General features: G+C 70.1%; 12 protein-coding genes and 1 pseudogene. 6 read left to right on the plus strand and 7 right to left on the minus strand.

All coding sequences use genetic code 11. From position 1 onward, the window contains the following. Positions 1–6 precede the first annotated feature (6 nt). Positions 7–762, minus strand: coding sequence for an anti-sigma factor family protein (locus ACFPPA_RS00535; protein ID WP_377316218.1), 756 nt, complete (start codon positions 760–762; stop codon positions 7–9). Then, a complete protein-coding gene (locus ACFPPA_RS00540; protein WP_377316220.1) occupies positions 759–1,229 on the minus strand; it encodes an RNA polymerase sigma factor in 471 nt (156 codons plus the stop codon). Before ACFPPA_RS00540 ends, ACFPPA_RS00535 begins: the two co-directional genes overlap by 4 nt. 146 nt (positions 1,230–1,375) lie before the next feature. Here ACFPPA_RS00540 and ACFPPA_RS00545 point away from each other — a divergent pair, with 146 nt between their 5' ends. The 4 genes from ACFPPA_RS00545 (at position 1,376) to ACFPPA_RS00560 (ending at position 8,044) form a co-directional block, all read left to right on the plus strand. Beyond that, the gene (locus ACFPPA_RS00545; protein ID WP_377316222.1) at positions 1,376–2,617 is read left to right on the plus strand and encodes a S8 family serine peptidase; all 1,242 of its coding nucleotides are present in this window, start codon (positions 1,376–1,378) and stop codon (positions 2,615–2,617) included. A gap of 106 nt (positions 2,618–2,723) precedes the next feature. Beyond that, a complete protein-coding gene (locus ACFPPA_RS00550; protein ID WP_377316224.1) occupies positions 2,724–3,653 on the plus strand; it encodes a hypothetical protein in 930 nt (309 codons plus the stop codon). A gap of 118 nt (positions 3,654–3,771) precedes the next feature. Further along, the gene (locus ACFPPA_RS00555) at positions 3,772–4,602 is read left to right on the plus strand and encodes a transporter (RefSeq protein ID WP_377316226.1); all 831 of its coding nucleotides are present in this window, start codon (positions 3,772–3,774) and stop codon (positions 4,600–4,602) included. A gap of 211 nt (positions 4,603–4,813) precedes the next feature. Beyond that, positions 4,814–8,044, plus strand: a complete 3,231-nt coding sequence (locus ACFPPA_RS00560; protein ID WP_377316228.1) for a WD40/YVTN/BNR-like repeat-containing protein — start codon at positions 4,814–4,816, stop codon at positions 8,042–8,044. A 45-nt stretch (positions 8,045–8,089) separates the two neighbouring features. Here ACFPPA_RS00560 and bioC read toward each other — a convergent pair whose 3' ends face one another. The 5 genes and pseudogenes from bioC to bioB form a co-directional block, all read right to left on the minus strand. Beyond that, positions 8,090–8,971: a malonyl-ACP O-methyltransferase BioC gene (bioC, locus tag ACFPPA_RS00565; RefSeq protein WP_377316230.1), complete on the minus strand. Its 882-nt coding sequence runs from the start codon at positions 8,969–8,971 to the stop codon at positions 8,090–8,092. Then, positions 8,964–9,767, minus strand: a complete 804-nt coding sequence (bioH, locus tag ACFPPA_RS00570; RefSeq protein ID WP_377316232.1) for a pimeloyl-ACP methyl ester esterase BioH — start codon at positions 9,765–9,767, stop codon at positions 8,964–8,966. The genes bioC and bioH overlap by 8 nt, the downstream gene beginning before the upstream one ends. A 215-nt stretch (positions 9,768–9,982) precedes the next feature. Continuing rightward, positions 9,983–10,720 (minus strand): annotated as a pseudogene (locus ACFPPA_RS00575) (sulfurtransferase); the annotation flags it as partial. Between the two features lie 49 nt (positions 10,721–10,769). After that, the gene (bioF, locus tag ACFPPA_RS00580) at positions 10,770–12,023 is read right to left on the minus strand and encodes an 8-amino-7-oxononanoate synthase (protein WP_377316234.1); all 1,254 of its coding nucleotides are present in this window, start codon (positions 12,021–12,023) and stop codon (positions 10,770–10,772) included. Next, on the minus strand, positions 11,941–12,999 hold the full coding sequence (bioB, locus tag ACFPPA_RS00585; RefSeq protein ID WP_377316236.1) for a biotin synthase BioB: 1,059 nt from the start codon (positions 12,997–12,999) through the stop codon (positions 11,941–11,943). Before bioB ends, bioF begins: the two co-directional genes overlap by 83 nt. Before the next feature lie 150 nt (positions 13,000–13,149). Between bioB and ACFPPA_RS00590 the strand changes: the two genes are divergently transcribed. After that, complete coding sequence (locus ACFPPA_RS00590; RefSeq protein WP_377316238.1) at positions 13,150–13,356, plus strand: hypothetical protein; 207 nt, start codon at positions 13,150–13,152, stop codon at positions 13,354–13,356. 24 nt (positions 13,357–13,380) lie between these two features. Next, on the plus strand, positions 13,381–14,085 hold the full coding sequence (locus ACFPPA_RS00595; protein ID WP_377316240.1) for a ComF family protein: 705 nt from the start codon (positions 13,381–13,383) through the stop codon (positions 14,083–14,085). Positions 14,086–14,109: the final 24 nt, after the last annotated feature.

The raw sequence follows: 14,109 nt of genomic DNA on the forward strand, positions 1-14,109 counted from the left end.
GCGGACTCAGCGCCAGCCGGCATCACGTGCGGCGCGCTCCTGCTGCGCATCGAACGCCTCGCCCCGGATGCGCGCATCGACCGCCGCCTGCACGGCCAGTGGCAGCGCACTCGCCGCTTGTCGCAGTTCGCCGCCCGCCGGCTTTTCAGCCGCGCTGATCACGGGTAGCGACCAGCCGGCTGCCTCATGGCAGGCGAGCCCGGCCATTGCTGGCCGGGTGCGCTGGACGAAGGTGCGGCAGATGTTGCCATCGGCACTGCGGAAACTCAGGCCGATGGCGATCGACGCATGCGGATCGGGGGCGCTGGCCAGGTCCTGGTCGAGCGCCCTCGACAGCGCGCCCGCCGCGAATTGCTGGCCGTCGTGCACTCGTACCAGCTCGTTACCCTGCTTCCACCACAGCGCCACCGCGAGCACGGCAATCGACGCGGCCACCGCGGCGCCCGGCACCCACCAGCGACGCCGGGCGCGATGCCGGCCTGCGCCAAATCCGCGGCGGGCGGAGTGCGTCGGGTGAGCTGCCGGTGCAGGGGTGGCTTGCGCGGAGGTCGGCCGCAACAAGGCGGACAGATGTGCCGGCACCGGCTCGTCGAGTACCGGATCGAACGCGGCCTTGAGCTGCGCACGCAATGCGCGCGCCTGCTGCACTCGGCGGGCAAGCACATCGTCGTGCGCCAGCGCGGCGTCGATCCGCGCGGCGCCCGCCGCGTCGAGCTCGCCATCCACGTAGGCCTGCAATGTGTCGTCGTCGATCGGATTCATGCGTCCTTCCCACGATGGGCTTGCAGGGAGGCGCGGGCACGCGCCAGACGGCTGGTGACGGTTCCCACCGGCACCTCCAACAGCTCGGCGGCCTCGCTGTACGACAGTCCTTCGACCAGCACCAGCGCCACCACCTCGCGATGATCCGGCGGCAGCGTCGCCAGCGCCGCCGCCAGATCCAGCGTCTGTGCGGGTGTACTGGCGCCGTCTGCTGCAGTGACTCCGGCTTCCTCGGGCGCGAACAGGTTTTGCGACCGGCCGCGCCCACGCAGTTCATCCCGCCAGGCGTTGCGCGCAATCGCGAACACCCATTTGTCCAGCGCGGCGTCCGGCCGCCACTGTTCCGCCCGAGCCAGTGCGCGCTCCAGCACGAGCTGCACCAGATCGTCGGCGTCGGCGACCTGACCTGCCAGGGCCCGCGCCAGGCGACGCAAGCGAGGCAGCAGCGGGAGCAATCCTTCGCGCACGGTTTGGCTCGGATCCACGTATGACCTTTCCAGTACGTTTGAGGGGAGCAATTCCTTCCCTCGCACCTGGTGGCGCGGTTCGGAAGCGTAAATTCGCTCAATGCTAGCATCCGGGCTCTCCGCTTCCGATCAGGTTCGTCATGCCCATGCCGCGCCCATCTTCGTTGCATATCTCGTTGCTGGTCATCGGGTTCGCCTTGCTCGGTGCGGCGCCTGCGGGGGCGCAAGTGCTCGGTGCGGTGCGGGGTTTGCCGGGCGCGCAGATACCAGGTGTGGGGTTGCCCGGCCTGCCTTCCGTCGCGCCGATGCCGCGTCTCGACGACCTGCTGCGTTCGACCCGGGCGCTGACCCGACAGCTGCAAATCGATGCCTTGCGGCGGGAGGAACCCCGGCGCGTGGCGATAGACCCGCACGGCAATCCGGTGCTGCGCGGGGAATTCCTGGTAATGGATCCGACGCCCGCGCAACTGGCGGCACTGCAGGCGCAAGGTTTTACCGCCGATACCCCGTCTCCTGCAGACGCATCGCTGGGTTTGAACCTGGTGGTCCTGCACGACACCCGCGGGCGCAGCGAGGCCAGGGCGATGCGTGCCCTGCGGCAGGCGGTGCCGTCTGCGGCGTTCACCTACCAGCACCTGTACCTGCCCGCGGGCGATGGGCATGCCGTCGGCGAAAACACTTCGGCAACCACGCCGTCCACGGCGATGCCGCGGCGGGTGGGACTGATCGACGGCGGCGTCGACCCGGCCGACCCGGCGCTGGCGCATGTAAGCATGGAAGAGCATGGCTGCGCGACGGCGGCGATATCGCGGCATGGCACTGCGGTGGCCGCGCGCCTCGTCGAGGGTGATCCGGACACGCTGTACGCCGCCGACCTGTGGTGTGGCGACAAGGTCGGCGGCACCACCTCGAATCTCGTCGACGCGCTGGCCTGGATGGCACGCGAAGGGGTGCCGGTGATCAATATCAGCCTGGTCGGTCCCGACAACCCGGTACTCGCGCGCGCCGTGCAGGCGATGATCGCGCGCGGGCATGTGCTGGTCGCGGCGGTCGGCAACGATGGACCGGCGGCGCCGCCGCTGTTTCCGGCGGCCTATCCGGGCGTGATCGGGGTCAGCGGTGTCGATGCACACGATCGCGTGCTGCCCGAGTCGGGCAGTGGCGACCAGGTCGCCTTCTGCGCGTCGGGTCTGGTCGGCAACGGCCGGCATGCGATGCGCGGCACCTCGTTCGCGTCACCGATCGTGGCGCGCAGGGCCGCCCAGTTGCTGAGCGCGCCGCGCCAGGGTGCCGCCGCCCGGGTCGTGCAGCGTCTGGCCAGCGAGGCCCGCGATCTCGGCGCTCCTGGCCGGGACCCGCGCTACGGCTACGGCCTGCTGTCACCCTGAGACTGAACGAAAACCGAATGTGGTCTTGTGCCAGGGAAGGATCCCGGGAGCCCGGACGTAATGGACCTTGCAAGCCGCGGATGTACCGCCGGCAGGAGGTCCCCTCATGCGAAACAAGACCCTCAACAACAAGACCCTCAACAAGACCCTCAACAAGACCCTCAACAAGACCCTGATCGCGGGTGCCTTTGCGCTGGCGATCGTCGTGCCCGTGCATGCCCAGGTGCTGGGCGGCGGCGCGCTCGGCGGTGGACTGGGTGGTGGGCTGACCAGCCCGATGAATTCCGCGATGGGCCAGGTCGGTGGCCAGATCGGTGGTGCCGTGCATGGCGCGGGACAAGTCAATGTACCCGACATCAACCGCGTGGGCGCGGAGCATCGCGCTGAACGCCTGCGCGGGCGCGCCTCTTCGGTCGCTGCGTCGGCGACGGACACAGCAACGCGTGACGTCGGCCAGGCGCATGGCTCGGCCGTCGCCGCCACCGCCACCGGACTCACCGGGGCGGCCGGTGCCAGCGCCGGGCCGAACGGCGATGCCGCGCTGAACGGTGCGGCTGCCCTGGGCAGCTCCGCGGCTGGCGGAATCGATGCCGCCGCCGCGCGCGATGCCGCTTCCAGCAGCGCAGGTCAGGCACTCGGTCGGGCGCGTGCCGCCGCCTCGGGCGCGAAGAGTGGGGCGCGGGGCGCAGTGAGCCGGGTGCAGGATGCAGCCGGCAACGCGTCCGGCCGCGCGCAGCGTTCGGTGCATGCCGCCCGGGGCACGGCCGCTACCGGCGTGCAATCAGCGAAAACGGCGTTGTCACACGCCCCGGTCGACTTGTCGGGTTCGGGCGCTGCCAGCGGCAACGCGAGCGGTCACGCCGGCAGTGCGGTTGGCACCCGGGCAACGCCCGCCGCAGGCGCGGAGTCCACTGCGACCGGCGCGGGCCACGCCAGCGGTCGGGCGGGCGTCCACGGTTCGGCGCGGGATGGCATCTCCGCGTCGGCGCAGGCCGATGGTGGTGCGAGCGCCGATGCCGGCGCGCAGCAGCACTGACCCATCGGCGTCCCGATCGCCTGGCGGTCCGGCCGGCTGATCTACCCCGACCCAGTGCCCTTGCGGGCCCGGCGAGAAGCCGGGCCCGCCCCGTGAATTCATCAGGGAGACCCGCGGCATGCACAAGTACACGAGCCGGATGCTGCTCGGCAGCCTGCTGCTGATCGGCGTGCCGATCGCACACGCGACCAACCACTTCAGTATCGACACCGGCGCCAACTTCAGTAGCGGCGACTATGGCGGCGACACCACCACCGATATCTGGTCGGCCCCTTTCACGGCCGCTTACCGGACTGACCGCTGGACCCTCACGCTCACCGTCCCGTATGTCCACATCCGTGGTTCGGGTAGCGTCATCCCCGGCACCGGCCCGGTCGACAACAGCAATCCGCTGGGGCGCGGCCTGGGCGATCTTCTGGGCGGTGGGTCCTCCAGCGGCGGCAGCACATCGAGGGCCGCCACGTCGGCTTCCGGGTTTGGAGATGTCGTGGCCTCGGCCGGCTATGCACTGCTGTCCAGCGCCGACCGCAGCTTCGCTCTCGATCTCACCGGCAAGGTGAAATTCGGTACGGCCGACGTCAACAAGGGGTTGGGCACGGGCCAGAACGACTACGGCCTTTCCGTGGACAGCTACAAGGTCCTCGGCAAGTGGACGCCGTTCGGCGGCGTGGGCTGGATGAGCTATGGCAGCTCGCCGTACATCAAGCTCAAGAACGGCATGAATGCCAACGCGGGCGTGGACTATCGGGTGGCGGGCAACGACCATCTGGGCATGTATTACAGCTACCGCGAGCGCATCTCCGTGGGGGGTGCAACGCAAAGCGAAGTGGCGGCTTACTGGAAGCACAAGTTCAGCCACGGTTTCCGCTTGCAGAGCTACGCGCTCGCCGGCATGGCCAATGGCAGCCCGGACTACGGCGTCGGCGCCTCGCTCAATTACACGTTCTGATCGATCGAACCCCGAGTGGGCTGGCAGACCCGGCAACGGTCCGGCGCCTGTCGCCGTCATGGCATGGTCTACCTGGGCAGCCTGGTCGAGAGCGCGCTGCTGGATTTCGAGTTGCCATCCGCGCCAGCTTGACCATGATCCGAACACCGCGGGGATCTCGCGGAGTATCGTCAGCAACTCGTTTCAGCCATCGCCAGTTGAAGGTGTCTTCATGCCGATTCGCCATGCATTCCGTTCCGTCGCGTTGATCAGCGCATTCGTCTTGTCTGCCGCCAGCCAGCTTCATGCGGCCGAAGCGCCGATCCCCGCCAGCGTCACCGGTGCGCTGGAATGGCGTCAGCTCGGGCCGTTCCGCGGTGGCTGGGCGACGATGGCGGCGGGGGTGCCGGCGCAGCCGGATACGTTCTACATCGGTACCGCCGGAGGCGGGGTGTGGAAGAGCAACGACGCGGGCCGCACCTGGCAGTCGCTGTTCGATCATCAGCCGGCCTCGTCGGTGGGCGCACTGGCGGTGGCGCCGTCCGACCCGAACGTGGTCTACGCCGGCACCGGCCAGGTGGCCGCGCGTTACGACGTGGGCGCGGGCAACGGCGTGTATCGCTCGGCCGATGGCGGCAAGCACTGGCAGCACGTGGGGCTGGAGGCGACCCGGCATATCGGCAGGATCCTGGTCGATCCGCGGCATCCGGACACCGTGCTGGTTGGGGCGCTGGGCCACTACTTCGGGCCGAACCACGAGCGCGGGGTATTCCGTTCCACCGATGGCGGCAAGAGCTGGACGCAGACCCTGTACATCGACGACAACACCGGCATCGTCGACATGGCGGCCGACCCGGCCAACCCCGCGATCGTCTACGCGGCGGCGTGGCAGGTGCGCAATTACCCGTGGCTGTCGTACTTCCAGCCGAACGCGGGGCCGGGCAGCGCGCTGTATCGATCCGGCGATGGCGGCGTGAGCTGGACGCGCCTGGGCGGCAAGGGCTGGCCCGCCGGTGAGCTCGGTCGCATCGGTATCGCCACCGCCAGCGGCGGCCGGATCTACGCGGTGGTCAATGACGCGGGCGCACCGGCGCAGAGCGGCCTCTACCGGTCCGACGACGGCGGCGCCAGCTGGCAGGCAACCAGCCACGCCGACTGGCTGGCCAACGATTACTTCAGCCGCATCACGGTCGACCCGAAGGATCGCGACCGGATCTATTCGGCCGGCCAGTCGATCCGCGTCTCCAGCGACGGCGGCAAGCGCTGGGAGGTGTTCAAGGGCGCGCCCGGCGGCGACGATTACCACTACCTGTGGATCAACCCGAACGACACGCGCCGCATGATCACCGCCAGCGACCAGGGCGCGGTAGTCACCCTCAACGGCGGCGAGAGCTGGAGCAGCTGGTACAACCAGCCCACCGGCCAGTTCTACCACCTCGCCACCGACAACGAGTTCCCGTACTGGATCTATTCCGGCCAGCAGGATTCCGGCACGGTCGGCCTCGCCAGCCGCAGCGACTACGGCGCGCTGAGCTTCCGCGACTGGCACCCGGTCGGTGGCGACGAGCGCGACTACGACCTGCCCGATCCAGCCGACGCCAACATCGTGTTCGGCTCCGGCCTGGGCGGGCGCGTGTCGCGCTGGAACCGGCAGACCGGCGTGGTGCAGAACGTGACGCCGTGGCCGGTCAACAGCTACGGCGAGCGGCCCACCGACTACAAGTACCACTACACCTGGATTACCCCGATCGCGTTCGCGGCGAAGCCGCCGTATCCGTTGTACATGGGCGCGCAGGTGCTGTTCCGCACCACCGACCAGGGCGAGCACTGGGACGTGATCAGCCCCGCATTGAACGGCAAGCGCGCCGGCGCCACGCACTGCGATGGCAACCCGAGCGCGGCCGAGGCCCGCGACTGCGGCTACGGCGTGATCTACAGCATCGCGCCCTCGCCGTCGGACAACGACGAGATCTGGGTCGGTACCGACGACGGCCTGGTCCAGCTCACCCGCGACGGCGGCAAGAGCTGGCACGACGTGACCCCGAAGGGGCTGCGGGTGTGGGCCAAGATCAGCACGCTGGATGTTTCCGCGCTGAAGCCGGGCACCGCCTATGCCGCGGTCGACACCCATCGGCGGGACGACTTCAGCCCGCAGGTGTGGCGCACGCACGATTACGGCGCCAGCTGGACCGAGATTTCCGCCAACCTGCCGAAGACCAGCTTCGTCGATGTGGTGCGCGCCGATCCGGTGCGCGCCGGCCTGCTGTATGCGGGTACCGACCAGGGCGTGTTCGTCTCTTTCGACGATGGCGGCCACTGGCAGTCGCTGCAGCGCAACCTGCCGACCGCCTGGGTGCGCGACCTGCTGGTGCACGGCAACGACCTGATCGTGGCGACCCAGGGCCGCGCGATCTGGGTGCTCGACGACGTGACGCCGCTGCGCCAGGTCAGCGCCGCGATCGCCCGCGCCCCGGCGCATCTGTATACGCCGGCCCCGGCCGTGCGCGTGCGCGCGAACGAGAACAAGGACACCCCGCTGCCGCCGGAAACCCCGCTGGGGCAGAACCCGCCGGCCGGCGCGGTGATCGACTACCGCCTCGCCCACGCGGCGAAAGGCCCGGTGACGCTGGAGATCCGCGACAGCGCGGGCGCGCTGGTGCGGCGTTTCTCCAGCGCCGACCGGCCGGCCGAGCTGGACGCCGATCGTTACTTCGCCAAGGGCTGGCTGCGCCCCGGCGCCCCGCTGTCGGCCAGCGCCGGCGCGCATCGCTTCGTGTGGGACCTGCGCTACCTGCGCCCGCAGGCGATCAAGTACGGCTACAGCATTTCCACCAGCTGGGATTCGGATACCCCGGTGACACCGGAGGGGCCGCTGGCACTGCCCGGCACCTACCAGCTGGTGCTGCAGGTCGACGGCAAGTCCTATCGGGCGCCGCTGGTGGTGACGATGGACCCGCGCGAAACCCGGGTCAGCCGGGCTGACCTGAGCGCCGGGCTGGCCCTGTCGCGCGACCTCGGCGCCAGCCTGCTGAAGGTGTGGCAGAGCTACGGCGAAGTGCAGGCCGTGCGCGAGCAGCTGACCGCACTGGATGCGAAGCTGACCGGCGATGCCGCCCACGCCGCGCAGCGCCAGTCGGTCGAGGCGCTGCTGCAGCAGACCGCGCCGCTGGTCAGCGGCGGCGGCGAGAACGCGCTCAACCTGCGCGCGATCAACGACGGCCTGACCGATATCGCCACCGACGTGGAAGGCGCCGACCGCGCCCCCACCGACGGCCAGCGCCAGGTGGCTGCGGCCGGCGAGGCGCGCTACGGCAAGGCCCTGGCGCTGTGGCAGGGAATCCGCCAGAACGAGCTGGCCGCGCTCGATCGCAGTCTGCGCAGCGCCGGGTTGGCCGCGGTGAAGGTGCCGGCTGCGGATCAGCTCCGTCAGCAGGCCTCCGAAGCATCGCAAGAGCGGCCCTGAGCATCCGCCGCGCCACGCATCAACCGATGCGCGGCGCGGATCGGTTCAGCGGCGCGAACCGCGCAGGCTGTCGATCGAGAAGCTGGCGATCTCGCCGCCACCGCTGACCCGTCGCGGCTGGCCCACCGGCGCACCCCACGCATGCGCGCTGACCACTTCCCAGGTCGCCGGGATGCGGCCGTCCTCGCGCATCGTCTCGTAGGCGGCCAGCATGCGGCGGTAACGGCTCTTGCCGGTGAGGCCGCGCCCGCGGGTCTGGTCCGCATTGGTGGCGCCCAGTCCCTGCAATTCCACCAGCAGCTTGCGTGGCTCGCTGTAGGTGAGGGTGTAGCGGAACACGTCCAGCACCGGGTCGCGCAGGCCGGCGGCGAGCATCGCGTCGCCCACGTCGTGCATGTCCAGGAAGCGGCTCACGTGCGGCTGCTGGTCGGCCTCGGCCCAGGCCGCGCGCAGTTCCTTCAGCGTGTCCGGGCCGAAGCTGGAGAACACCATCAGGCCGCCGGGTTTCAGCACGCGCATGCATTCGCCGAACAGCGCGGGCAGGTCGTCGATCCACTGGAAGCACAGGTTGGAATGCAGCACGTCGACGCTGTGGTCGGCCAGCGGCAGCGCACTGGCTTCGGCGCAGACCCGCGCAAACGGCCGGCGCCAGCTGCTGTGCGCTTTGGCGGCGCGCAGCATCGGCAGCGCCAGATCCATCGCGATCACCTCGGCCTTGGGGTAGCGCTGCTTCAGCAGCTCGCTGCCGCGACCGGTGCCGGCGCCCACGTCGAGCACCCGCGCCGGCTGCTGCTCCTTGTAGAAATCGAGCCGCTCCAGCAGCTGGGTCTGCACTTCGCGCTGCAGCACATCGTGCTGTTCGTAAGTGGTCGCCGCCCGGCTGAAGTTGCGGCGCACCTGGCGGCGGTCGAGATGGAATTCATTCATCGGAAAAACTCATGGAAGCAAGGCCGGCGCGTTGCCCCGCGAACAGTGGCTCCAGCGCCTGCACCAGCGCCTCGACGTGGCCGAAGAACGGCGCGTGGCCGGCCTGCGGAATCTCGCGGTAGTCCCCGCCGCACTGGCTGGCCGACCAGGCCATCGCCTGCGGCGGCACCAGCCGGTCGCGGCGTCCGGCAATCCATGCGCTGGGCACGGCCAGGTCGGGCAGGGCCGCGCGGCGATCGCTGCTCTCCAGCAGGTGGATGCCTTCCTGCAGCACGCGCAGGTCCGGCTCGCCGCGGGCGAACACCAGCTCGCGCAGCTGGCGCAATTCGGCGCGCGGATCGGCGCTGCCCAGGGTCTCCAGCGTCAGGAAGCGATCCAGCGTGGCGCGGTAGTCGGTTTCCAGGTCGCTGGCCAGCTGGTGCACCAGCGCGCCATCGCTGCCATGCGGCCAGCCGGCGTCGCGCACGAACTTCGGCGTGGCGCACAGCATCGCCAGCGCCTGCACGTGCCGCGGCAGATCGAGCGCGGCGGTGAGCGCCACCAGTCCACCGAGCGACCAGCCCAGCCAGATCGCCGGCGGCGTCGCGGCGGCAATCGCCGCCACGCAGGCGTGCGGCTCCAGCGGCAGGCCGCAGTCGCGCGAATAGCCGTGCCCGGGCAGGTCGACCACATGCATCGTGCAGCGCTCGGCCAGCGCCTCGACCAGCGGCCGCAGCACGCCACCGTGCATCGCCCAGCCGTGGATCAGCACCAGCTGCACCGGGCCGTTTCCACGTCGGTCGATATGCAGGGTCATGCCGTGACTCCATCAGGCGCCGCGCTTGTTGCGTTCGCTTCCTCTCCCCCTTGGGGAGAGGATTGAGGTGAGGGGCGGGTGCTCGCGGGGAAGTTGCTCGAAGCACGCTCCGATCCAGCCTCATCGCCAGCGTGGCCCCTCACCCCAGCCCTCGGCAATTGCTCCCTGCATTGCTCTACCTCCTGCATCCATGCAGTCGTCTCCCCGCAGGGGAGAGGGGGCAGAGCCGCGGGTCGCAGCTGTTGGTCCACCGCCACCCGCTCATCGAACACGAAGCAGCCGCCCTGCCAGTGCGTGGCCGGTGTCTGCTCCAGGTATTTCAGGATGCCGCCTTCGAGCTGGTAGACGTGCTGCATGCCCAGGTCGCGCATGTGCAGCGCGGCCTTCTCGCAGCGGATGCCACCGGTGCAGTAGGAGACCACGGTCTTGCCTTCGTAGCGTGCGCGGTCGGCGGCGATGGCAGCGGGAAAGCCGGTGAAGCTGGCCAGTCGGTAGTCGATCGCCTGCGGGAATTTGCCCACGTCGGTTTCGTAGTCGTTGCGCGTGTCCAGCAGCACGACCTCGCGGCCCGCGTCGTCGTGGCCCTGGTCCAGCCAGCGCTGCAAGGTGGCCGGGTCGACCGCCGGTGCGCGACCGCCCTCGGGGCGAATCGTGGGCAGGCGCATGGTGATGATCTCGCGCTTCAGCCGCACCCGCATGCGCCCGAACGGCACGCGGTCGGACAGCGATTCCTTCGGCTCGATATCGGCGAAGCGCGCGTCCTGGTGCAGGCTCGCCATGAAGCCGTCGATCTGCTCACGCGAGCCGGCCAGGAACAGGTTGATGCCCTCCGGCGCCAGCAGGATCGTGCCCTTCAGCGCCAGCGCCTCGCAGCGCTCGAGCAGCCGCTCGCGCAGCGCGGGCAGGTCGTCCAGGCTGATGAACTTGTAGGCGGAGATGTTGACGATCGACATGCGTGGGTATCGCGGAAGCAAGCGGGGCATTATACGTGGCGGGTCGGGATCAGCTTGAACGGCGGGGCAACCGCAGGGTTTCCAGCGCGCCCAGCAGGCGGTCCACGTGGTCTTCCTCGTGCGCGGCCGAGAGCGTGATGCGCAGCCGCGCCTGCCCCGCCGGCACGGTGGGCGGACGGATCGCGCTGACCAGCAGGCCCTGCGCGTCCAGCGCCTGCATCGCCGCCACGGCCGCGTCGGCGTGGCCCAGCAGCAGCGGCTGGATCGCGCTGGTGGAGGCCATCAGCGGCAGGCCGAGCTGCTCGGCACCACGGCGGAAGCGCGCGATCAGGGCGGCGAGCCGGTCGCGCCGCCAGTCTTCCGCCTGCGCCAGCTGCACCGCTTCCAGCGCGGCGGCAGCCAGCGCCGGCGGCATCGCGGTGGTGTAGATGTATGGCCGCGCGAACTGGATCAGGCCGTCGATCAAGGCGGCCGGTCCGGCCACGAATGCGCCGGCGCAGCCCAGCGCCTTGCCCAGCGTGGCCATCAGCAGCGGCACCTCGTGCTGGCCCAGGCCGGCGGCGCCGACGCTGCCGGCGCCGCGCGGGCCGAGCACGCCCAGGCCGTGGGCATCGTCGACCAGCAGGGTGGCCTGCTCTTTCGCACACAAGGCCGCCAACTCGCGCAGCGGCGCCACATCGCCGTCCATGCTGAATACGCCATCGGTGGCCAGCAGCGCGGCGGCGCCGGGACGGCTGCCCAGCTGGCGTGCGGCGGCGCCGACATCGGCATGTGGATAGCGCTTCAGTTCGGCGCCGCCGAGCTTCGCGCCGTCGATCAGGCAGGCGTGGTTGAGCTTGTCCTGCACGCAGATATCGCCGGGTGCCAGCAACGCCTGCAGCACGCCGAGGTTGGCCATGTAGCCGGTCGAGAACAGCAGCGCCCGTTCGCGGCCGGTCCACGCGGCCAGCGCCTGTTCCAGTCGCGCGTGCCCGGCGCGGTGGCCGCAGATCAGGTGCGCGGAGGTGCTGCCGACGCCTTCCTGCGCCGCCGCGCGGGTGAGTGCGGCGATCAGCTGCGGGTGCCGGGCCAGCCCCAGATAATCGTTGCTGCAGAACGACAGCATCCGCCGGCCGCCCGTCTGCAGCCACGGGCCTTCGGCCTGTTCGATCGTGCGCAGTCGGCGCAGCAGGTGGGCCTGCTCGCGTTCGGCCGTCTGGACGGCCAGACGTTGCAGCAGGTCAGGCCGCGGTCGAGCAGCCACAACCCTGTCCGCAACCCGCCTGGCCCGCCACCGCGTCGTCGGTCTGCATGATGTCGGCATGCACGGTGCCGGCGTGTTCGACCACTTCCATCGGATGCAGGTTCAGGCGGCGGAACAGCGCGCGGTCGGCCGCCACGTCCGGATTGCCGGTGGTCAGCAGTTTCTCGCCGTAGAAGATCGAGCCGGCGCCAGCGAAGAAGCACAGCGCCTGCACCGCATCGTCCATCTGCTGGCGCCCGGCGGAGAGCCGGATCACCGAGGCCGGCATCAGCAGCCGGGCCACCGCGATCGCGCGCACGAACTCGAACGGATCGAGTCTGTCGGCGTTGGCCAGCGGCGTACCGGGTACCGGCACCAGCTGGTTGATCGGCACCGACTGCGGATGCGCGGGCAGGTTGGCCAGCGCCTGCAGCAGGCCGGCGCGCTGGTCGCGCGTCTCGCCCATACCGACGATGCCGCCGCAGCAGGTCTTCAGGCCGGCGTCGCGCACCTGCTCCAGCGTGCCCAGGCGGTCCTGGTATTCGCGGGTGTGGATGATCTCGCCGTAGAACTCCGGCGCGGTGTCGATGTTGTGGTTGTAGTAGTCCAGCCCCGCGTCCTTCAGCGCCTGCGCATGGCCGTCGCCGAGCATGCCCAGCGTGGCGCAGGTTTCCAGGCCCAGGCTCTTCACCGCGCTGACGATCGCGGCGACCTTGGGGATGTCGCGGTCCTTCGGGCCGCGCCAGGCGGCGCCCATGCAGAAGCGGCTGGCGCCGGCGGCCTTGGCCGCGCGGGCGCGCTCCATCACCTCGTCGATCTCCATCAGCTTCTGCGCCGCCACGCCGGTGTCGTAGCGCGCCGCCTGCGGGCAGTAGGCGCAGTCCTCGGGGCAGCCGCCGGTCTTGATCGAGAGCAGGGTGGACACCTGCACCGCGTTCGGGTCATGGAGCGCGCGATGCACCTGATGCGCGCGATGCAGCAGCTCGTTGAACGGCAGGTCGAACAGCGCGGCCACCTCGGCGCGGGTCCAGTCGTGGCGGATGGTGGTGTCGAGCATGGAACGGCAACTCCCGGACGTGAGGCGCGGAAGTGTGGAAGCCGGCCCGGGGCGTGTCAACTCGATACGCGGTGGAATGGTTGACGAGGCATGATCGCCGTGCAGCCGCTACCATCGGGGCATCGGCATGGCGGATGGGGAGCGGATGGCATGAGTGAAGGACAGGGCAGTACCGGCAACGTGCTCGCAGCCATCTGCAGCTTCTTCATTCCCGGACTGGGCCAGCTGGTGCAGGGACGCCTGTTGATGGCGGTCATCATGTTCGTGCTGGCCGCGCTGTTGTGGATCGTGCTGCTCGGCTGGCTGATCCACCTGTGGTCGATCCTCGACGCCGCGCTGTACAAGCCGGCCGGCTGAGCGGACATGCGCACGGAGGCGCTGATGACCCTCTGGCAAGGCTGGCGGCATTTCGTGCTGCCACTGCGTTGCCTGCTGTGCGGCGCGGCGGGCGCCGATGGCCTCGACCTCTGTGCGGACTGCAATGCCGAACTGCCGCGCAACCGCCTTTGCTGTGCCCGTTGCGCGCTGCCGCTGGCGAGCGCGGCGCCGCTGTGCGGCGAATGTGTGCGCCGGGCGCCACCGTGGGATGCGGCGTGGGTGCCTTTCCGTTATGGCTGGCCACTGGATCGGCTGGAATCCCGCTACAAATTCGGCGCCGACCTGGCGGCCGGCCGCGTGCTGTCCACACTGTGGCAGCGCGAGCCCTGCCCGACCGTGTCGCCGCAACTGCTGCTGACGGTGCCACTGCACCGCAGCCGGCTTCGCCGGCGCGGCTACAACCAGTCGCTGGAACTGGCCAGGCCGCTGGCGCGCCGGCTGGGTGTGCCGATGCGTCACGATCTGCTGCAACGGATACGCGCCACCGAGGCACAGACCGAGCTCGACGCAACCCATCGCCGCCGAAATGTCCGCGGCGCCTTCGCGCTGCGAGAGGGGACCGTGCTACCCGCACATGTGGCTGTGCTCGACGACGTGATGACCACCGGTGCGACCGTGGCCGAGTGCGCGCGGGTGCTCAGGCGCGCGGGCGTGGCGAGGATCGACGTGTGGGCGCTGGCACGAGCACCGCGAGGTAGGAGCGCGTAGGAGCGCACCCTGTGCGCGACGCCT

The organism is Rhodanobacter ginsengisoli, assembly GCF_042657065.1.
Classification (GTDB): Bacteria; Pseudomonadota; Gammaproteobacteria; order Xanthomonadales; family Rhodanobacteraceae; genus Rhodanobacter; species Rhodanobacter ginsengisoli.